Source organism: Enterobacter sp. KB-221C9, from assembly GCF_041320715.1.
GTDB lineage: Bacteria > Pseudomonadota > Gammaproteobacteria > Enterobacterales > Enterobacteriaceae > Enterobacter > Enterobacter asburiae_D.
Genome location: NZ_JBGIWG010000001.1, coordinates 138,446 through 162,057 on the forward strand (window position 1 = coordinate 138,446; position 23,612 = coordinate 162,057).

Below are 23,612 nucleotides of genomic sequence, written 5' to 3' on the forward strand. Positions count from 1 at the left end.
ATGGAAAATAAGAGTGGAGAGGCGAAAGTGCAGAAGGTCAAAAACTGGTCGCCGGTGTGGATTTTTCCCATCGTGACCGCGCTGATCGGTGCATGGATCCTGTTTTATCATTACAGCCATCAGGGACCGGAAGTCACGCTGATAACCACCAATGCCGAGGGGATTGAGGGCGGTAAAACGACCATCAAAAGCCGTAGCGTGGACGTTGGCGTGGTCGAAAGCGCAACCCTGACCGACGATTTAACCCATGTGGAGATTAAGGCGCGCCTTAATGCCGGCATGGAAAAACTGCTGCATGGCGATTCCGTTTTCTGGGTGGTTAAACCGCAGGTGGGGCGCGAAGGGATCAGCGGCTTAGGGACGCTGCTCTCTGGGGCCTACATTGAACTGCAGCCCGGCACGAAGGGCAGCCAGCCTGGGCAATATCAGCTTCTCGACTCACCGCCGCTTGCGCCGCCTGATGCCAAGGGTATCCGCGTGATCCTCGACAGCAAAAAAGCGGGCCAGCTTACGGCGGGTGACCCGGTACTGTTCCGCGGCTACCGCGTGGGTTCTGTTGAAACCAGCACCTTCGATGCGCAAAAGCGTACCATCAGCTACCAGCTGTTCATCAATGCGCCAAACGATCGTCTGGTGACCAGCAACGTTCGCTTCTGGAAGGACAGCGGGATCGCGGTGGATCTTACCTCTGCGGGCATGCGCGTAGAAATGGGATCATTAACCACGCTGTTTGGCGGCGGGGTGAGCTTTGATGTGCCGGAAGGGCAGGATCTGGGGCAGCCGGTTGCCGAGAAAACGGCGTTCAGACTCTTTGACGATCAGCGAAGCATTCAGGACGCGCTCTATACCGATCACATCGGCTTCCTGATGTTCTTCAAAGATTCCGTCCGCGGTCTGCAGCCGGGAGCGCCTGTTGAGTTCCGCGGTATTCGTCTTGGTACGGTGGGACAAGTTCCGTTCTTTGTACCTGGCCTGAGCCAGATGCTGGACGATGATTATCGTATTCCGGTGCTGATCCGCATCGAGCCGGAACGTTTACTTAATCAGATTGGTGAGAATCAGGATATTGCCGCCCATATCAGTCAACTGATGGAACGCGGTCTGCGCGGATCGTTGAAGACGGGTAACCTGGTGACCGGTGCGCTGTATGTGGATATGGACTTCTACCCGAAAGCACCGCCGATTACCGGTATTCGTGAATTCGGTGGCTACAAGATCATCCCAACGGTGAGCAGCGGTCTGGCTCAGATCCAGCAGCGCCTGATGGAGACGCTGGATAAGATCAACAATCTGCCGCTGAATCCGATGATTGAAGCGGCGACGAACTCTCTGAGCGAAAGCCAGGCAACGATGCGTCGTCTGCAAACCACGCTGGATAACATCAACAAGATCACGGCGAGCCAGAGTATGCAGCAGCTGCCGCAGGATATGCAGAAAACGCTGCGTGAGCTGAACCGCAGTATGCAGGGCTTCCAGCCGGGTTCAGCGGCCTACAACAAGATGGTGGCAGATATGCAGCGTCTTGATCAGGTTTTGCGCGAACTGCAGCCGGTGCTGAAAACGCTCAACGAGAAGAGCAACGCGCTGGTGTTCGAAGCGAAAGATAAAAAGGATCCTGAGCCGAAGAGGGCAAAAGAATGAAAAAGTGGCTATTGATGGTTGGCGCTCTGCTGTTAACGGCGTGCAGTTCAGGGGTAGATAATAAAAGTTACTATCAGCTGCCTGTGGCTATCCACAGCGGTGGGCAAAGTACGGCCAGCCAGGGAAACCGTCAGCTGTGGGTTGAGCAGGTTACGGTGCCGGATTATCTGGCAGGAAACGGCGTGGTCTATCAGACCAGCGACGTTAAATACGTGATTGCGACGAACAACCTGTGGGCCAGCCCGCTGGATCAGCAGCTGCGCAACACGCTGGTGGCCAATCTGGGCAGCCAGCTTCCGGGTTGGGTTGTCGCGTCGCAGCCGCTGGGTAACGACCAGGATACGCTGAACGTCACGGTAACGGCCTTCCACGGCCGTTACGACGGTGCGGTGGTGATCAGCGGGGAGTGGTTGCTAAATCACCAGGGGCAGCTGATTAAGCGTCCTTTCCATCTGGAGCTTAAGCAGCAGAAAGATGGCTATGACGAAATGGTGAAAGTCCTGGCTCAGGGTTGGGCACAGGAGTCGGCCAGCATCGCGAGAGAAATTTCCCGGCTGCCATAAGTAAAATTCATCATCAAAAACCGCAGTTGGCCTGTCGCTGATTGCGGTTTTTTTTCGTTTTCACTTCAGATCGTTACTTGTGCCACGTCACAATTTTTGTACAAATGAACTTCCAGGTAGCTCACAAATATGACACCCGTATGAATTTTGAACATTGACGCTGCGAGTAATTCGGGGTATTCGTTATCTGTGCCTGTGCATTTAGTGCAGACACTGTTTTCTTTCCACCAGACAAAAGAATGAGGGAAACGAGGCATGAAGAGACAGAAACGAGATCGCCTGGAACGGGCTCATCAACGTGGTTATCAGGCCGGCATCGCTGGACGTTCTAAAGAAATGTGTCCTTATCAGACGATAAATCAAAGGTCACAATGGCTTGGAGGCTGGCGAGAAGCCATCGGCGACAGGGCACTCATAGCCTGATAACGTCTCTTTCAAAAAAAGAAACCTCCGCAATGCGGAGGTTTCGCCTTTCTGGAGGTGCGAAAAGCACAATCAGAACGCGGAAGTGTCCTGGAAAAGGCCAACTTTCAGATCGCTTGCGCTATAGATCAGACGGCCGTCTACCAGCACTTCGCCATCAGCCAGGCCCATAATCAGGCGACGGTTAACGATGCGCTTGAAGTGAATACGATAGGTCACTTTCTTCGCTGTAGGCAGAACCTGGCCAGTGAATTTTACTTCGCCCACGCCCAGTGCACGGCCTTTACCTTCGCCGCCCAGCCAGCCCAGATAGAAACCAACCAGCTGCCACATGGCATCCAGGCCCAGACAGCCAGGCATTACCGGATCGCCAATAAAGTGGCAACCGAAGAACCACAGGTCCGGGTTGATATCGAGTTCTGCTTCTACGTAACCCTTATCGAAGTTGCCGCCGGTTTCGGTCATTTTCACGACACGGTCCATCATCAGCATGTTCGGGGCCGGCAACTGTGGGCCATTTGCGCCAAACAGTTCGCCGCGACCAGAGGCAAGAAGATCTTCTTTTGTATAGGATTCGCGTTTATCTACCATGTTCTCAGTAAGCCTTATTTTAGTGAAGGACGCAGGATAGCTAACACGTGTACGCTGAACAAGTCCGATCAGTTCGAACTAAACCAGCCCAGCCAGCGTAACGGCCATGGATAACGATGACGAGCATCCTGCTGCGTCGCCTGAGCAATGCGCTCCTGGATGGTCTGCATCAGGGTGGTTTGCCCTTCGCCATCCCAAACCAGATTTGTCAGTAAGGGTAGCGCATCCTCAATCCCTTCGATGGCCCAGATGGTGAACTGCTCTTGCTCAACCGCATCCAGAATGTCCTGACTGAGGCTCAAATGGCGTGCGTTGGGAGCAGGAATAATCACACCCTGTTTGCCGTTTAAACCGCGCTGCTGACAGATAGAGAAGAAGCCTTCAATCTTTTCGTTGAGGCCTCCCACTGGCTGGGCACGACCGAACTGGTCCACCGAACCGGTGATCGCGATGTTCTGATTGATGGGCACTTCCGCCAGGGCGCTGATTAAGGCGCACAGCTCGGCCATAGAGGCGCTATCGCCATCCACTTCGCTGTAGGACTGCTCAAACGTCAGCGAGGCGGAGAAGGGGATCTGTTGTTCAAGCTGCAGCTCTGACATCAAAAACGCCTGCATGATCATCATGCCTTTCGCGTGAATGTTTCCGCCCAGCTCGGCTTTCCGTTCGATGTCGGTGAACTCACCATCGCCAATGTGCACAACGCAGCTGATACGGGACGGTTCCCCGAATGCGCGCGGATGGCCAGGAAATTCAATCACCGACAGGGCGTTGATCTGCCCGACGCGTTCGCCTTCGGTCTCCACCAGAATTTGTTCCAGCAGAATTTCATCCTGCATACGGTCGGCAAGATAGCCTTCTCGCCACTCACGCTGAGCCAGCATCTGAGTGAGCTGTTCGCCGGTGAACGCTCCGTCACCGCTGATCGCACCCACTTCACGCAGCTGTTTGCCGATCCAGAGCGGGCAAAGCGGCAGCGTTTCCTGGTCACCGGTGTAGCGTACCGCTTCGCGGATTAAACCCGGCCACGCGTCAGCCGCAGGGGTTGGCAGCGCAAAACGTTCAGCAACGGCCATCACCCACTGACGCCACTGTGCCATATCGTCGGCGTCAGCAATCTGGATGTTGTCTTCGTATTCGCTATACACCGCCTGCTCAGCGAGTTCTGGCTCCATTTCCTGGAAGTCCGCCAGCGATTCACGGTCGCCCGTCAGCACGACGGTCAGCGACAGCGGCATAGACGGAACGGAGACAGGCAGGGGACGAGACTCATCGTAGCCGACCCAGTCGAAACGCTGCTGGTGCACGATGGTTTTCAGACGCATCCACAGCAGCGGCTGCGAGAGCAGGGTACGCAGAGAGATGATGAGAACACCGCCATTTGCGCGATGTACCAGCCCCGGCTGCAGCGAAAGTTCACCGTTAAACTGGCGCAGACAACCAAAGAGTTGTTCCGCCTCGGCCCAGTTAGCGGTAATCACTTCGCCCTTAGCGGCAAAACGACCATCGGCCTGCGCCGCCGGTTCGAAAGTGACATCATGTCCCGTAATACGATACTGGCCGCCAAAAACTGCGTTCGCTTCCGGCTTCAGCTGGCGCACGGCATCTCCGAGCAGCGTCAGGTATTCCGCTTCTTCCGGGGCCTTGAGCAGCATGAAGGGCGCTGTTGCCCACGGGCTTAACACCTGCTCCAGCGCATAATGCAAACGAGGCTGCGTATCGCTAAGGATGAATTCGTGTTCTTTTGCGAGTTCGGGCTGTGCAAACAGTTCCTGGTAACTTTCGGTATCCGGAACAAGGTCACGCCATGCAAGTTTCGTAATGGTCAAAGTTGATGTTTTTTAGTCAGATGTAAAAGCGTGGAGTATACCGTAAGCGGGGGGCTGTACCCAAGCAGGATTGGGTATTTCGAGAGGACGATTGGCTGCATTCACTCACAGGATATGATTTCTTTTCAGCAGATTGCTAAAAAACTGATATTCTGAACAGAGTTACGTGGTAACACTGAGATCGCAATGAAATATCAACAACTGGAAAATCTTGAAAGCGGCTGGAAATGGAAGTACCTGGTCAAAAAGCACCGTGAAGGGGAGCTGATCACCTGCTACATCGAAGCCAGCGCTGCGCAAGAAGCCGTGGATATTTTGCTGACCCTCGAAAATGAACCGGTACAGGTTAACAGCTGGATTGAGAAACACATCAATCCCGCGTTGTTAAACCGGATGAAGCAAACTATCCGCGCGCGACGCAAACGGCATTTTAATGCTGAGCATCAGCACACTCGCAAAAAATCAATCGATCTGGAGTTCGTCGTCTGGCAACGCCTGGCTGGGCTGGCGCAACGACGGGGGAAAACGCTTTCGGAAACCATCGTACAGTTGATTGAGGATGCCGAACATAAAGAGAAGTACGCCAATCAGATGTCAACGCTGAAGAACGACCTTCAGGCTCTGTTGGGTAAAAAGTAGATTTTTCTTTTCTGCAGACAATAAAAAACCCCGCATGGCGGGGTTTTTTTATAAGACGATAACTTATGCCGCTGGCTGAGTTACAACGTCTTTGATGCCTTTAACTTCGATCTCTACGCGACGATCTGGAGCCAGGCAGTCGATCAGTGCAGCGCGAGCTTTCACGTTGTCACAGGTGTTGCCAGTAACTGGGTTAGATTCGCCCATACCACGTGGGGAGATCTTGTTAGCTGGGATACCTTTAGAGATCAGGTAATCAACAACAGACTGAGCACGTTTCTCAGACAGTTTCTGGTTGTAAGCGTCAGAACCGATACGGTCGGTGAAGCCCAGAACCACTACAGAACCGTCTTTAGGATCCAGGTTGCTCAGCTGAGAGTACAGCTGATCCAGTGCCTGCTGACCTTCTGGTTTCAGAGTCGCTTTGTTGAAGTTGAACAGAACGTCAGACTTCAGAGTGAAGTGCTTGGTCTGTACTTCTGGAGCTGGAGCCGGCGCTGGAGCAACAACTGGTGCTGCATCTTCCTGCTGGCCGAAGCGGTAGGAAACACCTACGCTCAGCATGCCGTTGTCTGGACGAACACCAACGGTGTTGCCGTCGCCGATGTTGTTAACCCACTGGTATTCCAGACGGGTAGCGATGTCACGGGTCATAGCCCACTCAACGCCACCAGCGAATACTGGGGAAACACCGGTATCATGATCGTCGCCAGCACGGCTGTTGCTGGAGTCAGCGCGCCATACCATGCCGCCCAGACGGGTGTACACGTCCAGATCGTCAGTTACTGGGTAACCCAGTTTAGCGGTCAGCTGAACGCCCTGTGCTTTGAAAGCGCCGTTTACGTTGTCGCCTTTGTATGGCATACGACCTAACCAGTCGTAACCCATTTCAAAACCAACATACGGGTTAACCTGATAGCCACCGAACGCACCTGCACCAAGCTGGCTCTCGTGAGTAGGGCCATCATTGTTGTTTGCGCTGTCGTACCAGCCGGTGTCATGGAACTGAGACCAGCCCAGTTTACCACCTGCATACCAGGTATTATCTTTCGGAGCGGCCTGCGCTACGGTAGCGAAGCCAGCCAGTGCCACTGCAATCGCGATAGCTGTCTTTTTCATTTTTTGCGCCTCGTTATCATCCAAAATTCGCCATGAAAGTCTCAAGAGAGAATCACGGTTAAATCCTTCACCGGGGGGCGTGGTCAAATATAAATCTACCGATATCTTCGGCTTAGGCCGAGCACCCCTGGCGATGTAAAGTCTACAACGTAGCTGAAAACTTACAAGTGTGAAGTCCGTCAGGCATATGAAAAAAAAAGTTCCGTATACCGATTATTTAACATTTTCTGAACGAATTTTGTGCAATAAAATTAAGGAGAACCGCACCAGACAAGCCTTGCCGCAATTTTGAGGGCGGGAACTAAAACCGCATCTTGAGGTCAAAAAAAATTCCAGGAAAAATCTTAATTTCACTCAATGATACAAATTCGAGTGAATTTTTAGCCCAGAATGTTGTCCTTTGCGGTAAGAATCCGATCGAACCGGACGCATAATGAAGCCGATCGCATTCCCTTCTTCAGCTGCTTCAGTCAGACGGAAATGTTCTTCTTCCGTCAACTCTTCCGATAACCATCCAATCACCACGCTGTAATTTCCGGTGCGTAACGCGCGGATCATCGACTCAACGGTATCGCAAGGCGAGAGCTGATTAATTTGCATAACCTTGGTGAGTGGAAGGCCAGCGGACTGAACCCACTCACGGCTTAGTTTTTGCTGAGGCGTGAGCCAAAGCTGCCAGCGCGATTGCTGACCAAGCTGTTGCAATAACGGCAACAACAAAAGTTGCGTCAACAGGGGCTGGTCTTCACGATAAACCACTTCACTGATAAGCCCCGTGGAAACACGCTCGACGGAATTCTGCGCGACATTGCCTGCGGTAGAAGAGAGAGAGGTTGAGCGATTTGCATAGCCTGAAGTGTGCATATTCATTCCAGCCCTGTAGTTACTGTATGGATATACAGTAACCCCTGTATGCATAAAGATCAACCTCATTTTCGGAAAGCGACTCGCAAAATTCATTCAATCTTGATGCCCCTCGTAAAATCATCTTGCTCAACGGCGATAAGTTGCCTATTTTCCTGCTAACGGATCCGGCAGTAAGAAAATTCGTTGTTACTTTATGATTTTGAAGGGAAATATCATGAAAAAGATATCTTATGAACGGATTTATAAATCCCAGGAATACCTCTCCCCGCTGGGCGAAATACATCATCGCGCGCTGTTTGGAGGCTATACCCTGGCGGTGGATGACGCGGTTTTTGCCATGGTGTCCGATGGCGAGCTTTATCTTCGCGCTTGTGAGGAGAGTGCGAAATACTGTGTAAAGAATGCCTCTTCATTTTTGACGTTGATGAAGCGAGGCCGCCCGGTGCTGCTTAACTATTATCGTGTGGATGACGGATTATGGCAGGACAGGGAGCGGTTGCTTCAGCTCTCCTCGTTTGCGCTCAGTGCGGCAAGAAAAGAGCGCTATCAGCGCCATCAGCGAAACCGCCTGAAGGATCTGCCAAACCTGACCTTTCAGCTTGAGGTCTTGCTCTTAGAAGCTGGCATCACCAATGAGGAAACGCTGCGGGCGTTGGGTGCCAGAGCGAGCTGGCTAAAGATGCGGGCAAAAAACAAAGCGCTCAGTATCAAAGTTCTCTTTGCGCTGGAAGGGGCTATCGAAGGGCTGCATGAGGCGGCACTCCCGGCAGGTATTCGCCGGGAGCTGACGGAGTGGTTTAATGCGTTGCCTGAGCCACAGGAGAATCACTCCTCCAGGTAGCGATTTGCTGTTGCAGCCGGCAAATTTCAGGCAGCAGAGCGATAAGCAGGCCTATCTGCTGAAGAACCAGCGGCGCTTTGCTGTCGTTTCCTGGGTCAAGATGCGCAATGCGTTGCGCGAGTTCATCCAGCGCCTGTTCAACGCGGGGCTCATCGGCCGGCCGGTGATGAAGCGCGTCATCGACATAACAGACGGCGTCGTCGAGCAGGTTGAGGATACCTGGGTTGGTGAGTTTCTCACGGTGGGCCCCCAGCGTCGAAATATAGCTGGTGAACGTATGGTTCAGGCAGAGCAGGCGGAACGCGGTCTCACGGATCTCCGCCGTGGCGCGAGGCTCCGTTGACATGTTAGAGACAACGGAGGCCAGTTCTGCATCACTGTTGTGCGCGTCGCGACGTGCTATCCGGTAAGCCAGGCGGTTATCGCGCCCCTGGTGGTACTGCTCCAGGATAGCGTCAAGGTATCGACAGTTGGCGTTCATCGCCCTGTCTACCACGCGCGGCAAATTGCGGAAACGCCAGTCCGGCCAGATAAAGCTGACCGCGGCCCAGGCTATCGCGCAGCCAATCAGGGTATCGATCACGCGGGGAAGGGCAACTTCAAACCCTTCACCCAGCAGGTTAAAGCAGAGCAGCACCAGCAGCGTGATGAACATGGTGGCGTGGGCATACTGCACGTTGCGAAACGCAAAGAACAGCACGCCGGTGATCACGATCAGGATCAATTGACCTTCAACGGAAGGCACAAAATAGAGCACCGGAAGGCCGATCGCGACGCCAACCAGCGTGCCGATAATACGCAGCGCAAGACGGTGTCGGGTGGCGTTATAGTTCGGCTGGCACACGAACAGGCTGGTCAGCAGGATCCAGTAGCCGTGGTGCAGCCCGGTTATCTGAATAAAGGCATAACCCACGCACAGCACCAGCGACATTCTCACCGCGTGGCGAAAGAGAGCCGACTCCGGCGTAAAGTTACGGCTCAGCCGTAGCCACATATCGCTAACGCTGTGCATGCTGTCATCAGCAAGCTGATTTTCCACCTCACTGCCCGGCAGCGCCATCGCCTGTTCGGACTCAATTGTCGCCAGCTGAGCATCAATCGCCCGCAGGTTGTTCAGCAGAAAGCCCAGCGCTTTGATGTGCTCCGGTGACGTTCCGCTGGCCTGAACGCGATCGAGTGCCGCATCAAGATGGCTGAATACGCGTTCAAAGCGGGGGTCATGCTGATAGGGCGTGCGCAGCAGAATGGAGCGCGAGAGCTGCTGGCACGCCTGGGACTGCATGGACAGCAGGCGCTGGAAGCGGAACATGACGTCGCTGTAGCGGAACTTCTCGCGCAGGGCAGCATACTGAACGTGCGAGGAGCTGGCGCGTTCATGAATATCCTGGGCGGCAAAATAGTAGTGTAAGGTCCTTCGGGTTCCGCGCTGACCGCGATCGCCGCGCAGACGGGTAAGCAGAGAGGCTTTTGTCTGGTTTAGGGTGGCGACCAGCTGGCCGTTTGCCAGCGCCAGATCGTAGAGCGGAGCCTGGCTTTCTTCCTCTATATCCGGGTCGAACAGCCGGGACTTCAGTTCCAGATAGTGGGCTAACTGCTCAAAGCTGCGGGCAAGGTTATCCTGCAGAGGGCGAACCGGGAAGATCAGATGACCGGTTAGCGTCAGCAGGTTATACCAGATGGCGCCCAGCAACAGCAGAACCGGCTGCTGGTACCACTGGTCGTACAGGGAAACGCCCAGCATGGTGTAGATAGCGATCAGCAATGCCCCAAAAGCGATGGTGGCATAGCGCTGCCCAAGGCCGCCCAGCAAAATAAACCCGCTTGTTGAGAGCGTAAGGCCCAGGGCAAACAGCCAGGGCCACGGGAAAAGCAGCTCAACGGACGCTGACGCAATAAAAAAGCAGACAAGCGTAATGACCAGGTTACGTAAACGCCCGGCCAGACGATCGTCCAGGTCCGCCAGCGCCCCGGCCACCACCCCCAGCGTGAGCGGAATGGTGAGCTTGACATCATTCAGCCACCAGGGCAGGGCAACCGTGCCGCAAAGCGCGATAAATATCCTGACGTTGTAAAGCCAGGTGCTGTTCCAGGTATAACGGCGAAGCAGTGGGCTTAGCATAAACGCGGCCGGTCCTTATTTACTGAAAACGACGACGAGCGTTTGCTTCACGCGCCGCCTGGGCCACTTCTACCGGAACAACCCTGCGACCGACGGGCCAAAGGGCGATGGCGGCGATCTTAAAGTTCGCGATCCCCACCGGAATACCAATAATCGTGATGCACTGTGCAATTCCGGCAAAAATATGCATGATGCACAGCCACCAGCCGAAGAAAATCAGCCACAGAATGTTCAGCAGGGTTCCGCCTGTATTCATCAGGGCGTTTTTGCTCTCCGGATTCAGCTCGTCAACGTGGATGGCTTCATTCCCGTAGGGGATTAAGGAGAGTTTTGTGATTTCCCAGCAGGAACGGGTCAGGGGAAGCGTGAAAATCAGGACGATGCTCACCAGCGTGGCAAAAAGCCAGGAAAGGGTGGTGGCAAAACCGCCCAACACAAAATTCAACACATTCAGAACGGTACGCATAAACTCTCACTTCCTTTCGATAAAATTAACGCCTAATGATTGTAACGTTTTTTTAGGCTGGAGCACCTTAAAACTGGCAGTTAAACTGTCAGGTAAATTATCTCTTCGTGGATTTGGCGGAACATGGAACTGAAAGCAACGTCGTTAGGCAAACGCCTGGCGCAACACCCTTACGACAGGGTTGTTCTCCTTAATGCCGGGGTGAAAGTCTCCGGGGAACGCCACGAATACCTTATTCCGTTTAACCAGCTTCTGGCTATCCACTGCAAGCGCGGGCTGGTGTGGGGCGAACTGGAGTTCGTTCTGCCTGACGATAAAGTCGTGCGTCTTCACGGCACCGAGTGGGCGGAAACTCAGCGTTTCCATCATCACCTGAATGCGCTCTGGCAGCAGTGGAGCCAGGATATGAGCGTGATTGCCGCCCAGGTGCTCCAGCAGGTGCTGGACGATATCGCGCAAAGCAACGCGCAGCATACGTGGCTGACCCGTCAGCAGACCGCCGGGCTGCAGCAAAAGATCCGACAGGCACTCTCGGCGCTGCCGCTCTCCGTGACGCGTCTCGACGAATTTGATAATTGTCGTGACGCCTGGCGCCAGTGTCAGGCCTGGCTGAATGATATGGATAAAAGCCGTCTCGCCCATAATCAGGCCTGGACGGATGCCATGCTCACCCAATACGCCGACTTTTTCAGTACGGTGGAATCTTCACCGCTCAATCCGGCCCAGGCGCGCGCGGTGGTCAACGGCGAGCAGTCGCTGCTGGTGCTGGCGGGGGCCGGTAGCGGTAAAACGTCGGTGCTGGTGGCGCGTGCGGGCTGGCTGCTGACGACCGGGGAAGCGGTAGCCGATCAAATTCTGCTGCTGGCCTTTGGCCGCAAGGCTGCCCAGGAGATGGACGAGCGTATCCAGGAGCGCCTGCACACCCGGGATATCACGGCCAGAACCTTCCATGCCCTTGCGCTGCATATTATTCAGCAGGGCAGTAAAAAAGTGCCTTCCATTAGTAAGCTGGAAAACGACGCGCAGGTACGACAGGCGCTGTTCATCAAAACGTGGCGCCAGCAGTGCAGTGAGAAAAAAGCGCAGGCGAAAGGGTGGCGTCAGTGGCTGGAGGAGGAGCTCAACTGGGAGGTGCCAGAGGGCGGCTTCTGGCAGGATGACAAACTGGCGCGTCGGCTGGGTTCGCGCCTTGACCGCTGGGTCAGCCTGATGCGAATGCACGGTGGAACGCAGGCAGAGATGATTGAAAGCGCGCCGGAGGCGATCCGCGATCTGTTTTCGAAGCGGGTCAAGCTGATGGCTCCGCTGCTGAAAGCCTGGAAAACCGCGCTGAAGGAGGAAAATGCTGTCGATTTCTCCGGTTTAATCCATCAGGCCATCATCATTCTTGAAAAGGGACGTTTTGTCAGCCCGTGGAAACATATTCTGGTGGATGAGTTCCAGGACATCTCACCGCAGCGTGCTGCACTGCTCTCGGCGCTGCGGGCGCAAAATAAACATACGTCGCTGTTTGCGGTGGGTGACGACTGGCAGGCCATCTATCGCTTCAGCGGGGCGCAGCTCTCCCTGACGACCGCGTTCCACCACTATTTTGGCGAAGGGGACCGCAGCGATCTGGACACCACCTACCGCTTCAATTCACGCATTGGCGAGATCGCCAACCGCTTTATCCAGCAGAACCCGCATCAGCTGGCAAAGCCGCTCAATAGCCTGCGCCCAGGAGATAAAAAAGCGGTCACCCTGCTGGCGGAAGACCAGCTGGAACCGCTGCTGGACAAGCTCAGCGGCTATGCAAAGCCCGATGAACGTATTCTGGTGCTGGCGCGCTACCATCACCTTAAACCTGCGGCGCTGGAAAAAGCCGCCACCCGCTGGCCGAAGCTGCAGCTTGAATTTATGACCATTCACGCCAGCAAAGGGCAGCAGGCCGATTATGTGATTGTGGCGGGGCTGAAAGAGGGCAGTGACGGTTTCCCGGCCCCGGCCCGCGAGTCGGTAATGGAAGAGGCCTTACTGCCGGTGCCGGAAGACTTCCCGGATGCCGAAGAGCGGCGTTTGCTGTATGTGGCCATCACCCGCGCGCGGCATCGCGTGTGGCTGCTGTTCAATAAAGAGGAGCCATCCGTGTTTGTCGATATCCTGAAGAGTATTGATGTGCCGGTGGCGCGTAAACCATAACGATGTCAGGCAAGATTTTGTAGGCCGGGTAAGGCGTAGCCGCCACCCGGCAAAAAAACTACTTCAGCCTGTCGGAAAGATAACGCTGATAGTCCGGAATAAGGATATCCACCGGTGAGTTAAACTGCGGCGATTCGATGATGAAATCCGCCGTGGACAGGTTCGTCGCCACCGGAATATTCCACACCGTCGCCAGACGCAGCAGCGCTTTAACATCCGGATCGTGCGGAACCGCGTTCAGCGGATCCCAGAAGAAAATCAGCACATCAATTTTCCCTTCGGAAATCTGCGCGCCGACCTGCTGATCGCCGCCCATCGGGCCGCTCAGCATGGCATTCACCTGCAGACCCGTTTCGCGCTGGATCAGGTTACCGGTTGTGCCGGTCGCCGACAGGGCGTGCTTCTCCAGCGAAGACTGATGGCGGCGAACCCAGTTAAGCAGCATTTGTTTACAGTGATCGTGCGCCACCAGAGCAATGTGTTTGCGTTCAGGCAGCGTGCGTGTTGTCAGTTCCATAATCATATCCATCAGGTTAACTGACTACACGATGACGGGAACCGCCTGACGCTGCAAGAGAAAGGCGTAAAAAATGTGGCTTATGATGAAGGTTGTTGTTTTGCCCACTGTAAAAACCGGGCCCGCGTGTCGGGATCGGCCTGCTGGAACCAGAATTTAAGGCGCTGTTCCGTCAGGGTCTGGGACTGGGGAGGAATAACGTCCAGTTCAGAGACGCCGGATAGCAGCGTACTGTCGTCCGCCATCATGGTGGCAAACTGCGGAAGCGAGGCGCGTTTACCCGCTTTGTTATAGGTCTGGGTCGCGGCCTCGTAATCCCCTTTCGGTGAGGCCGTCAGCGCCAGAATATCCAGCTTCACCGGAATCGGCATTGCATCCCCGTCCAGCAGTTCAATGCGGGGTGAAGCGTCGAAGGCCGCAGATTCCTTCTCCGTTTCAAGGCGAGGAAGGGTGATGTTCACCTGACTAATTTGCCGGGTATTAAAGCTGACGATCAGCGGCGGGGAGATGTACATCCTTTGCTCATGATTAGCCAGACCGATCGATTTTTCTACCCGGAAGACCAGCTGATGCGGTCCGTTATCTAACTCGATGCTGTCTGCACCCCGCAATAACGAACTGGAGACCTTTTTCCCGTCCAGGACCAGAAGGTCAATGTCGGTAGAAAGCCGGAGCGTGGTAGCAAAAACGCAGACCGGCATCACTAACGCAATCAGAGCAGTGGCAATACCGGTTTTCATAGAAGGCTCCCGTCAGAAATCCTGTCGCCGCATTAATGTATCTAGATTTTTCGAGAATCACGTTTACTAACATATAGACATATTTCGCCGTTTTGCCCTCATGCATCTGTATGGGATGGATGGTTGAGATGTGCGGTTTGGCGTACACTTTTAAAAAAGCCAGGAGAAAAACCATGAAAGAGAACGATATTGCCGAGATTCTGACATCCACGCGTACCATTGCGCTGGTGGGCGCGAGCGATAAACCCGATCGTCCAAGCTATCGGGTGATGAAATACCTTCTCGATCAGGGCTATCACGTCATCCCGGTCTCGCCAAAAGTGGCGGGGAAAACATTGCTGGGCCAGCAGGGCTATGCCACGCTCGCTGACGTGCCGGAAAAAATTGATATGGTCGATGTCTTCCGTAATTCCGAGGCGGCGTGGGAAGTGGCGCAGGACGCTATCGCCGTCGGCGCGAAAACGCTGTGGATGCAGCTGGGCGTGATTAACGAGCAGGCCGCCGTGCTGGCGCGGGATGCAGGGTTGAAGGTCGTCATGGACCGCTGTCCGGCGATCGACATCCCCCGTCTGGGGCTGGCGAAGTAATAAAAAAAAGCCCGTTCATCGGGCTTTTTTTACACGCTTAGTTCCGCAGGCGCGGAGCCTGTAACTGTTTGCGGATAGTCTGAGCAAGCTCATCCATTGTGGGTTGCTCCGGATGCTCTTCCTGCAGCTCGCTACTCAGCTGCGCTTCGGCCAGATAGGTGTGAACGGGCTGTCCATCATCCCCTTCCATCACCACATGGTACCAGGGCGCGGCGCGAAGCTCTGCGTTCACCGCCAGCTCGTCTGCTGACGGTTCATCAAGGGAATACTCCGGGTCGATATCCACGACCACACCCAAATACCCTAGCAAAGTGTGGCGGACCTGCTGGCCGATACCGAATTTGCTGGCAATCATAGTCACCTCCCGGGAAACACTACTTACACGTTATGTGCGGGCAATATTTCTCTTTTCAAGTTACATGACGCGACAGGCAAACCCTTTCAGATACAGTCCTTCCGGGTAGGTAGCAATCACGGGGTGATCGGCTGCCTGACGGAACTGCTCTATAAATTGTACATCACGGCCAGCATCTATTGCGGCGTCGGCGATGATTTTCTGAAATAAATCTGTGGTCATCAGGCCGGAGCAGGAGAAGGTGAGCAGAACCCCGCCCGGGTTCAGCAGCTGGATAGCCAGCATGTTGATATCTTTATACCCTCGGCACGCGCCCATCAGCTGGCTTTTGTTTTCCACAAACTTTGGCGGATCCATCACGATGACGTCGAACTTCTCGCCCTGGTCGCGATATTTACGCAGCAGCTTGAAGACGTCATCGCGCACAAACTCCGCTTTGCTCAAATCCAGCTTGTTGAGCTCAACGTTCTGTTTTGCCACGTCCAGCGCTTCCTGCGAGGTGTCCACGCTGACAACCTGGGAACAGCCGCCCATCAGCGCTGAAACGGCAAAACCGCCGGTATAGGAGAAGCAGTTCAGCACGCGTTTGTCGGCAACGTACTGACGCGTAGCCAGACGGCTGTCGCGCTGGTCGAGGTAGTAACCGGTTTTGTGTCCGCCCTGAATATCCACCAGCAGCTTCATGCCGTGCTCTTCAATCGGCAGCAGGGCCGGTGGCAGTTCGCCCGTGACGGGCCCCTGAGTCAGCTCCATACCTTCTTTTTTGCGCACCGCAACGTCGCTGCGGTCATAAATGGCACACTGCGGGAACAGCGTTTGCAGCGCGCTAATCAGCGCGGCACGCTGGTATTCCGCGCCGGCGCTCAGGAGCTGCAGCACCAGGAAATTACCGAAGCGATCGATGGTCACGCCCGGCATACCGTCGGACTCACCGGCAATCAGGCGGTAGCTGTCCAGCCCGTCGCGTTTTGCCAGCCAGTCGCGCCACTGCTGTGCCTGCTGCAGGCGGCGGACGAAGAAGTCGATGTCGATGGTTTCATCTTTATCAAAGGTCCAGACGCGGGCACGGATCTGGGACGCTGGCGAGTAAGCGCCTCGCGCTAACCATTTCCCCTGATGGTCAACGATATCAATGGTTTCACCGAGGCTGGCTTTGCCTTCCATACGGGCAACCGCACCGGAAAAGACCCAGGGATGACGGCGCAGTAATGATTTTTCGCGCCCTTTGGCTAACACTAAACGTACACTCATAATTTGCTGTTCTGTCGATTCAAGAAAATGGCCGCCATTTTCCCGAGTTCGCTGGGGAAATGCAACGCGCCAGATGGATAAGGAGAAGGAAGATGTCAAAAGTCTGCACCATTGCCTGGGTTCACGGCGTCGTTCAGGGCGTCGGGTTCCGCTACAGCACCCAGCGCGAAGCGATTGAGCTTGGGCTCACGGGATACGCGCGAAACATGGATGACGGCAGCGTTGAGGTGGTCGCCTGCGGCGAAGCGGAGCAGGTCGACAAGCTGGTGGCGTGGCTGAAAGCGGGTGGGCCGCGCAGCGCACGGGTTGATAAGGTCTTAACGGAACCGCATCAACCCGGCCGGGAGTACGTTAACTTCGGTATTCGCTATTAAATACACTTCACCGGCTTCGGCAGGCCAGCAACCTTTGTTGCCTGTTTTGCCGGGCCTTTCGGGAACAGACGATACAGGTAGCGGCTGTTGCCTTTCTCTTCGCCGAACTTATTGGCCATCGCCTTGACCAGCATGCGGATGGCCGGAGAGGTGTTGAATTCAAGATAGAACTCGCGCACAAAACGCACCACTTCCCAGTGTTCGGGAGAGAGGGTAATCCCTTCGTTTTCCGCAATTTTCTCCGCCAGCGGTTCGCTCCAGAGCGTGATATCTTTCAGATAGCCTTCGCTATCGGTCTCAATTTCCTGGCCAGCAAAAATGAACATAATCTTCTGTCGTGTGTGAAAAAATCGGCAACAGTGTAGCAAAAAAGCGGCCTCAGGATAAACCGTGACCTACAGGAGTAGCTGCAGCAGATTGTTGGCGTTAAGCTTTTTCAGCGCGTTGCATTTATGTGTTGAAACCTGTTTTTCCGACATGTGCGTCACGATGGCAATGTGGCGAACCGGCAACCCCGTAAGCATCAGATCGAGCACGTTGAATTCAGGAACGGTAAGGCAGCTGTCAAGGCTTCGAACGCGACGGGGCTCTTTTGCCAGCAAATATGCCGCATCCGCCACGGCGATCCTGTCATCAATAATATAAAGGGTTAACGTACTGAAACGCTTGCGTAAATGCGTCGCCAGCGCCCACCCTTTTTCATTGCAGACCAGATAAAGGCTGCCTTTCCAGCGGGCGGCTTCCAGTCTGAGCAAAATGTTTATCAGCGCCTGATGCGTAGCCGCCACGGAAAAACGGCAGCGCACAACAAGCACGCGGCGGGTAAGCAGCGTTGGCTGCCATTGCACGGTGCCGCTTTGGACCTCTAACTGAACGCCCCGACGCAGCAGCGCGTAGCGCAATCCTTCGGCGTAAAATCGATTATTGTCGAGAATGGCGTAACTCACGGTGACCTCGTTATAACGTGCTGGGCGTATAGATAACGCGCAGCGTGCCGGTATAGTCGCCCGCGTTTTTGCTGCTGGCGGCAAACGCGGGGGTTTTCAGGATAATAGGGGCAGGGATGCACAGTACGCTCTCGCGCCCGCCGGGCAGCACGACCTGACGCAGATGCTGCGGATCGTTTGTGCCTTGCCAGACCAGGGTTTTACCGTTCGCGACGGTTTCGGTTGCGCCTGTTATTGGATTGGTGACGGAGACCCGATAATCGAGACGATCCCGCGCATCGGTCTGGCTACCGCCGCGTCGCCTGATAGAAAACGCGCCTTCGGCACGGTCCGCTGACGTCAGTCCGTCGTCCTCAAAGCGAAGATAGGCACGGGTGCTGATACTGTTTTTGCCGTCGTACAGGCACATATCCAGCGTGCTTTCACCCTGGATCTCGCTGCCCCCGGGACGTCCCGGGAAGTTGGTCAGGTTAAGGTTAACGATGGGCGTAGAGTGCGGAAACGCCGGCAGATAGATCTGCTGATTACCCGGGTCGACCACCTCAATGCGAATATTTGCCTGCCAGCTGGCGACGGTGAGATAGCCAGGACATCCGACGTTTACGTCATTGAAGTTCCCGCCGCAGTCGGCGCTTCCCCACTGACGCAGGTTCTGCTTCAGCGTTGCGGTCCAGATGCCCGGCAGGGCGAGCTTATCCAGCTCGCTTTTCACGATATAGAAATCGAAGTAGGGCTCTCTGTTCCAGGCGCTGAGATCGCCCGTTCCCCCTGTGACAAAGCTGGCGAAGGTAAACACTTTATTGTTGATAAACATGTAGTGATCGCCATACACCTTGATATCCACCGTTTTGCTGGTGAGCGTATGCGTAAAACGTAAATTGATGGCATAAGGCGCGGCCGGGTTCGCAGAGAACCACACGGGGGCAGTCATGCAGGCTCCGTAGATGGTGTCGGTGCGGGATAAACAGGTTAGGGTATTTCGCCCCCATTTTTGCGGGTCGGCGGCATCATAGCCGCTCGGCTCATGAACCCAAATATCAAGGCGCGCAGGTGGGGCTACGCGATCGTAGCTTATACCGACGGTGGTGTTTCGCCCCGCAGGGGCGCCCGCCAGCGTCTGGCCAGCCCACAGGCTTAAGAGCAGTAAAATAAAGAGGTACTTAATCACATCATTTCCCTTTAGTGAGGTTCTCAGCGTTCATGGCAGTCGGGCCCGCAGGCACCGTGCGTCCGGCGAGCATCAGCTGTGCCTGCTGCTGGACGGCAACCGGCAGGGCGGAGAAGGTTAACTCCCGGCAAGGAATGGAACCGACATAGCGCACCACGTCGCGCATGCTCTTCACGTTCAGCGCGCACTGATAAAACTGCTGCTGACGCACCAGGTAAAGGTTATGCAGCAGGGCGTCGCTTTGGGCGCTAAACCCGCCGTTGCCAAGGTCGCTCCAGCCGTTTACGTTCAACGGCACGCCGCCGATAAACGGCGAATGACGCTCGTCGGTTAGCTGGCCGAGCCAGGTGTAGCTGGTGGTGGTTTGTACGTCCCGACGCAGCAGTTTGCCCGGCACCATAAACAGCGTTCTGCTGCCTGATCCCTGCGTAATCTCGCTGCTGGCCCCCCGCGAAACATCCAGCGATTCGTTAATCGTCAACGTTGTCTGCTGGTAGCCCGGCACGGCGAAAAGCGCGCGGCTATTGCCCGGAATGTTTGCGCTGCCGCCGTTATCCAGCGATACGGCGACGCTCGGATCCTGGGTATCTTCCGGTGTGGCAACGTTAACCGCGACGGCTGAAGCAGGACGTCCGTCGCTCCAGCGCCCCAGCCACAGGCCAGAACGCGACAGCGCAAGGGTCGAGCTGTAGTTGCCGCTGCTGCTTAGCGTATGACGGCTGTCCTGACGATCCCAGGCGTCGCTGACGGTCAGACTCCCGTTGCCGTATCGCCCGCCCTGGCGCATATAGGCTGAGGTATTCAGCGAATCGCTGTTAATGCCCGACGCGCTCAGACCGTACTCATTTTCACCGCGTGCATCGGCGTACCAGTTATGCGCGACGTTGTAGCTCAGCTGATTTTTTTCACGCTGCTGGTGCTGCCACGTTGCGCCCAGAGAGGTGTAGCTTGACGCATCACCCTGACGGTTATGCGCCATGGAAAGGCTCACGCTCAGGTAGCCGCCTTTGTCTCTGCCCTCGCGGGAGTCATCGTTACGCATAAACAGGTTAATGCTGCTGTTAATGTTCAGACCTCGGGTGCTAAAGGCATTGCTCAGGCCGCTCTGCCACGCCCGCGTGCGCGAGCGGGTCATATAGACCGATTCCCACGGTAAACCCGCATCGTGGCGATCGTCGCTGTCCGGGAGCTCCCGGCGTGAAACGTACCGTCCTTCGTTGCGGTTATCCGAATACCCCAGGCTCGCGTACCAGGTGCCGACAGGGACGGAAAACATCACCGAGAGGGTTCGATAACAGCCGTTCACGGCGTCAAACCCTGCGCTTCGGGTGTTGCAGTTTTCCGCTGATAGCGCGTTGCGATAGAGGCTCAGTGAAAAGCCGTCGTTGTAGCTGATTTGCTGGATATTGCCGCGCTGGCCTTCGCTGCCGTAAAGGTAGCTAAACCGGGTGCTCAGCACGCCGTCGATCGGGCCCGCGTTGAAGCCCCGGCTCCAGTCGAGCGCATTTTCCAGGAAACGTTGGTTTTTCTTTATCGTTGCACCGCTGGTCAGCGCCAGCGTCGGGGTGACGGGCAGGCGTACGCCCGCCTGCGCAACCGCGCTACGTTCTTCGTTCCGATCGCTATTGTCGGTTTCGCCCGCCTGCAGGAACCACTCAACGCGGTCGAATGGCGTAATGCCGGTTCGGGTAAACGGCACCTGCTCGGTACGCGTCAGCCGGTTATTTTCATAGACGGACAGCGTTACGGTATAGCTCCCGTCCGGAAACGACCGCGTGTCCAGGGTTTGCGCCCCGGCATTCAGGTAAAAACTGGCCAGCAGCTGATTGCCGCGGCGGGCGTCGATACGCGCGTCATGGGAAAGCAGCACGGTGATGGGGGTGCCCTTCGACTGCTGAACCGGATTCATCCACGCCCTTGTTGAACCGGTGCGCAGACCGCGAATTTTGCCCAGCGGCAGCTGGCTGAGGTTGATATTCCCGCCGGCATTGCTGAACAGATCGCGGGTATCCATCTCGCCTAGCTGGACATAGTATTGACGCAAGATATCCTGGCGGAACCAGGCGTTGTTGACGGTTATCTCCTGTTGCTGCTGGTGGCGTGAACGCTGTCCCAGCCAGGTCCAGTCGAGATTAACATAGCCGTCCTGCGTGAGCGCCAGCGCGCCATTGCCCTGCACGGTGGCTGACTGATAATCCCTGTCGGCAACAAAATTAATGTTCTGCTGATGGATCAGCGCATTTTCGGTGTCCTGCGTGGGCTGATACCACTGATTTTCCGCGGTGGCTTTAGGCAGATATTTCTTGTCCAAAAACAGGCTAATGCGGGCGTTATTCTCGTCATAGATAATGGCCGCGCGGTCGGTATCAATGTAATCGCAGCCCGCCGCGGAGCCGTTGCTGCTGCAGGCCAGGTTGCCGTTACGGGCAAGCGGAACGGCCAGCGCGGCAGACACGGTGGCAACGAGGGCAGGGGCATCATTGAACCGTCGTTTGATGGCCGCAACCACGGTTTCAGGTGCAACGAAACTGACCGTTTCAAGCGTGATATCCGTTTCAAAAAGACCAAGCGATTCGCCGTAGAGGTTCACCTCTGTCCACAGGCGCTGCGTTTTTGCCAGATCTTCAAAACCTGCCGGGACGGCCATCCCGGCGCAGGCGAGTTGGATGGATGCGGGTAACAAAGCAACAAAGAGGAGAGTATTTCTGTGAAACGCCATGAACGAGCCTCGACATCATCCTGACGTCAGAGGGTGGGCACCCTCTGACGTTATTCCTTAGGTGCTGTGGTGTTACGCACCGCCTTCCGTGGTAGTTGCCTGCGTCAGCATCAGGCTGACAACGCCGCTGTACTGACCGGTTTTCAGAATGCCTTTGGTGGTCTGAGAAATGGTCAGCGGCAGTACCGCTGAACCGTTTTCAATGCTCCCCGGGAACAGTTCGGTACCGGTATATTCCACATCGGCGGTAGAGAGGGTTTTATCACCCAGCATCACCGTCATTGGGATGGTCTCTGCACCGTCGGCATTTGCCAGCTTCGCGGCGCTGACCAGACGAACTTTTACGTTGCTGGTGGCGGAGTTAGACCATACCTTGGTATTCAGGCGGTAGCTTTCCAGGCCACGGCCAGGCAGGTACTGCATATCGATGCTTGCCGGCAGCGGCGTGTTATCGGCCTGGGTCATATCCAGCTGTGAATCAACGCTGGCGTTGACGGTAATATCTTTTTGAATCGCCAGCGCGCTAACGGACGTGGTCATCGCGGCAACAATCATCAGAGGTTTAAAATACTTACGCATTGATATCTCCATATTTACAAATGAGCACCCTGGCTCTTTAAACAACCCACATGGGGTTTTACAGTGACGTCGTGTTAATGCACGACGGGTAAGTCAGCTTCTTCAGCGGTTTTATTCACCCAGTTGAAGTAGCGAAATTTATATTTCTGGCCTTGCGTCTTTGTGAGCGCTTTTAATTTCCGTTCGGTATCCGGATAAATCGTCGCGTCTTCTTTAACCCATTTACACGACGAATCTGCGTCACAAATACCGATCTCTCTCAGCGGCACGCGCAGCGTGCCGTTGTTTTTTAACGTACCCTTGAGAGGGTTTATCGAGAGTGAAACCACGCTTTTTTCCGGGGCGAGGTGGATCAGGGCACCCCAGATTACATTGACGCCCAATGTTGCCGTCGCGGCAGGGGTTTCTGCCTTGCCTGGAATAATGCTGTCAGGTTGTTTTACCCCTTCAAAATAGACGCGCCAGGTGGTTTCTTTTTCTGGTGGCGTAAGCGATACCAGGCGAACCACACGCATTGCACCTGCCGCAAGCGCAAATTTTTCAGGCGTGACAACAACGCCACCTTCTTTCCACGAGGCCACATCAATCTCTTTTTCCTGGGCCGTGCCGGGATTAAGAATTTTCTTTTGCCTCACCCGAATGAACTGAATATCATCGGTTTTCGAAGCCACCTTAATTTGCGCCGCACCGGACCTGTCCACATTCAGCTCCATGGGGTACACGCTCATATTGGCCATTGTCATTTCTGAGAAAAATGGCAATGACAGCGCGGCGACATAAAAGGCTGTTTTCATGCTCACTCTATTTTTCTGTTTCACATCCAGTCTGCCTGCTCTGAGTTCATCGGCGGCGCGTTAACACCAGGACACCGTCTGCTTTCGTATCGCTTCAGGGCAGGGAAACTTTAACCAGAACAGCGGTTTGTGAAAATTTGTATTAATTAACTCGTTAAATACAGTTTTTTATCCTGATTTTCTGGCTTTAAGGTTGTATAGTTAAGCGAAAATACCGCGACCAGGGATGGGAAGAAAATTCCTTCTGATGAAAAAATAAGCAGTTCAGGAGGCGGTTTTCATGTCGATGTACCAGGGATAAAAAA

At 55.0% G+C, this 23,612-nt stretch carries 24 protein-coding genes; 8 read left to right on the top strand and 16 right to left on the bottom strand.

Annotation, left to right across the window (positions count from 1 at the left end; genetic code table 11):
- The 3 genes from pqiB (at position 1) to rmf (ending at position 2,627) form a co-directional block, all read left to right on the top strand.
- On the top strand, positions 1 to 1,641 hold the full coding sequence (gene pqiB, locus AB8846_RS00580) for an intermembrane transport protein PqiB (RefSeq protein WP_370731770.1): 1,641 nt from the start codon (positions 1 to 3) through the stop codon (positions 1,639 to 1,641).
- On the top strand, positions 1,638 to 2,204 hold the full coding sequence (gene pqiC / locus AB8846_RS00585; RefSeq protein ID WP_370731771.1) for a membrane integrity-associated transporter subunit PqiC: 567 nt from the start codon (positions 1,638 to 1,640) through the stop codon (positions 2,202 to 2,204). The genes pqiB and pqiC overlap by 4 nt, the downstream gene beginning before the upstream one ends.
- A gap of 255 nt (positions 2,205 to 2,459) precedes the next feature.
- Positions 2,460 to 2,627 carry a ribosome modulation factor gene (gene rmf, locus AB8846_RS00590; protein ID WP_013097261.1) on the top strand — a complete coding sequence of 56 codons (168 nt, stop codon included), beginning with the start codon at positions 2,460 to 2,462 and terminating at the stop codon, positions 2,625 to 2,627.
- 72 nt (positions 2,628 to 2,699) lie between these two features.
- On the opposite strand, the gene fabA is transcribed toward rmf, so the two are convergent.
- The gene (gene fabA, locus AB8846_RS00595) at positions 2,700 to 3,218 is read right to left on the bottom strand and encodes a 3-hydroxyacyl-[acyl-carrier-protein] dehydratase FabA (RefSeq protein ID WP_047347377.1); all 519 of its coding nucleotides are present in this window, start codon (positions 3,216 to 3,218) and stop codon (positions 2,700 to 2,702) included.
- A gap of 68 nt (positions 3,219 to 3,286) precedes the next feature.
- Positions 3,287 to 5,047, bottom strand: a complete 1,761-nt coding sequence (locus tag AB8846_RS00600) for an AAA family ATPase (RefSeq protein ID WP_370731772.1) — start codon at positions 5,045 to 5,047, stop codon at positions 3,287 to 3,289.
- Positions 5,048 to 5,233: 186 nt separating this feature from the next.
- Between AB8846_RS00600 and matP the strand changes: the two genes are divergently transcribed.
- Entirely contained in the window at positions 5,234 to 5,686 is a 453-nt protein-coding gene (gene matP, locus AB8846_RS00605; RefSeq protein ID WP_063143983.1) for a macrodomain Ter protein MatP, read from the top strand.
- 63 nt (positions 5,687 to 5,749) lie between these two features.
- On the opposite strand, the gene ompA is transcribed toward matP, so the two are convergent.
- Together ompA and sulA are read right to left on the bottom strand one after the other, a co-directional pair.
- Entirely contained in the window at positions 5,750 to 6,805 is a 1,056-nt protein-coding gene (gene ompA / locus AB8846_RS00610) for a porin OmpA (protein WP_331412751.1), read from the bottom strand.
- 354 nt (positions 6,806 to 7,159) lie between these two features.
- A complete protein-coding gene (sulA, locus tag AB8846_RS00615) occupies positions 7,160 to 7,669 on the bottom strand; it encodes an SOS-induced cell division inhibitor SulA (RefSeq protein ID WP_032638797.1) in 510 nt (169 codons plus the stop codon).
- A gap of 217 nt (positions 7,670 to 7,886) precedes the next feature.
- On the opposite strand from sulA, the gene AB8846_RS00620 reads away from it, so the two are divergent.
- Complete coding sequence (locus tag AB8846_RS00620; RefSeq protein ID WP_063143981.1) at positions 7,887 to 8,513, top strand: TfoX/Sxy family DNA transformation protein; 627 nt, start codon at positions 7,887 to 7,889, stop codon at positions 8,511 to 8,513.
- Here the strand turns inward: AB8846_RS00620 and yccS are convergent.
- Both yccS and AB8846_RS00630 read right to left on the bottom strand, forming a co-directional pair.
- On the bottom strand, positions 8,470 to 10,632 hold the full coding sequence (yccS, locus tag AB8846_RS00625) for a YccS family putative transporter (protein ID WP_370731773.1): 2,163 nt from the start codon (positions 10,630 to 10,632) through the stop codon (positions 8,470 to 8,472). The two genes, AB8846_RS00620 and yccS, sit on opposite strands and share 44 nt — an antisense overlap.
- Before the next feature lie 19 nt (positions 10,633 to 10,651).
- Positions 10,652 to 11,098, bottom strand: a complete 447-nt coding sequence (locus AB8846_RS00630) for a YccF domain-containing protein (protein ID WP_023311032.1) — start codon at positions 11,096 to 11,098, stop codon at positions 10,652 to 10,654.
- A 123-nt stretch (positions 11,099 to 11,221) separates the two neighbouring features.
- Between AB8846_RS00630 and helD the strand changes: the two genes are divergently transcribed.
- Entirely contained in the window at positions 11,222 to 13,276 is a 2,055-nt protein-coding gene (helD, locus tag AB8846_RS00635) for a DNA helicase IV (protein WP_370731774.1), read from the top strand.
- Between the two features lie 58 nt (positions 13,277 to 13,334).
- Here helD and mgsA read toward each other — a convergent pair whose 3' ends face one another.
- Positions 13,335 to 13,793: a methylglyoxal synthase gene (mgsA, locus tag AB8846_RS00640; protein ID WP_023311034.1), complete on the bottom strand. Its 459-nt coding sequence runs from the start codon at positions 13,791 to 13,793 to the stop codon at positions 13,335 to 13,337.
- A gap of 80 nt (positions 13,794 to 13,873) precedes the next feature.
- Positions 13,874 to 14,533 (bottom strand): DUF2057 family protein, encoded by a 660-nt coding sequence (locus AB8846_RS00645; protein ID WP_063143978.1) that lies wholly within the window; start codon positions 14,531 to 14,533, stop codon positions 13,874 to 13,876.
- 173 nt (positions 14,534 to 14,706) lie between these two features.
- Between AB8846_RS00645 and AB8846_RS00650 the strand changes: the two genes are divergently transcribed.
- Positions 14,707 to 15,120, top strand: a complete 414-nt coding sequence (locus tag AB8846_RS00650) for a CoA-binding protein (RefSeq protein ID WP_028012609.1) — start codon at positions 14,707 to 14,709, stop codon at positions 15,118 to 15,120.
- A gap of 37 nt (positions 15,121 to 15,157) precedes the next feature.
- Here the strand turns inward: AB8846_RS00650 and hspQ are convergent, their stop codons facing one another.
- The gene (hspQ, locus tag AB8846_RS00655; protein WP_008499919.1) at positions 15,158 to 15,475 is read right to left on the bottom strand and encodes a heat shock protein HspQ; all 318 of its coding nucleotides are present in this window, start codon (positions 15,473 to 15,475) and stop codon (positions 15,158 to 15,160) included.
- Between the two features lie 60 nt (positions 15,476 to 15,535).
- Entirely contained in the window at positions 15,536 to 16,726 is a 1,191-nt protein-coding gene (rlmI, locus tag AB8846_RS00660; RefSeq protein WP_370731775.1) for a 23S rRNA (cytosine(1962)-C(5))-methyltransferase RlmI, read from the bottom strand.
- Between the two features lie 92 nt (positions 16,727 to 16,818).
- On the opposite strand from rlmI, the gene yccX reads away from it, so the two are divergent.
- Positions 16,819 to 17,100: an acylphosphatase gene (yccX, locus tag AB8846_RS00665; RefSeq protein WP_008499914.1), complete on the top strand. Its 282-nt coding sequence runs from the start codon at positions 16,819 to 16,821 to the stop codon at positions 17,098 to 17,100.
- Here the strand turns inward: yccX and tusE are convergent.
- The 6 genes from tusE to AB8846_RS00695 form a co-directional block, all read right to left on the bottom strand.
- Positions 17,097 to 17,426, bottom strand: coding sequence for a sulfurtransferase TusE (tusE, locus tag AB8846_RS00670; protein WP_063143975.1), 330 nt, complete (start codon positions 17,424 to 17,426; stop codon positions 17,097 to 17,099). The two genes, yccX and tusE, sit on opposite strands and share 4 nt — an antisense overlap.
- A 69-nt stretch (positions 17,427 to 17,495) precedes the next feature.
- Positions 17,496 to 18,047 carry a LuxR C-terminal-related transcriptional regulator gene (locus AB8846_RS00675; protein WP_370731776.1) on the bottom strand — a complete coding sequence of 184 codons (552 nt, stop codon included), beginning with the start codon at positions 18,045 to 18,047 and terminating at the stop codon, positions 17,496 to 17,498.
- A 10-nt stretch (positions 18,048 to 18,057) separates the two neighbouring features.
- Positions 18,058 to 19,215 (bottom strand): CfaE/CblD family pilus tip adhesin, encoded by a 1,158-nt coding sequence (locus tag AB8846_RS00680; RefSeq protein WP_370731777.1) that lies wholly within the window; start codon positions 19,213 to 19,215, stop codon positions 18,058 to 18,060.
- Between the two features lies 1 nt (position 19,216).
- Positions 19,217 to 21,934, bottom strand: coding sequence for a TcfC E-set like domain-containing protein (locus AB8846_RS00685; RefSeq protein WP_370731778.1), 2,718 nt, complete (start codon positions 21,932 to 21,934; stop codon positions 19,217 to 19,219).
- Between the two features lie 72 nt (positions 21,935 to 22,006).
- Entirely contained in the window at positions 22,007 to 22,513 is a 507-nt protein-coding gene (locus AB8846_RS00690) for a CS1 type fimbrial major subunit (RefSeq protein ID WP_047648150.1), read from the bottom strand.
- A gap of 74 nt (positions 22,514 to 22,587) precedes the next feature.
- Positions 22,588 to 23,331, bottom strand: coding sequence for a fimbrial protein (locus AB8846_RS00695; RefSeq protein ID WP_370731779.1), 744 nt, complete (start codon positions 23,329 to 23,331; stop codon positions 22,588 to 22,590).
- Between the last annotated feature and the right edge of the window lie 281 nt (positions 23,332 to 23,612).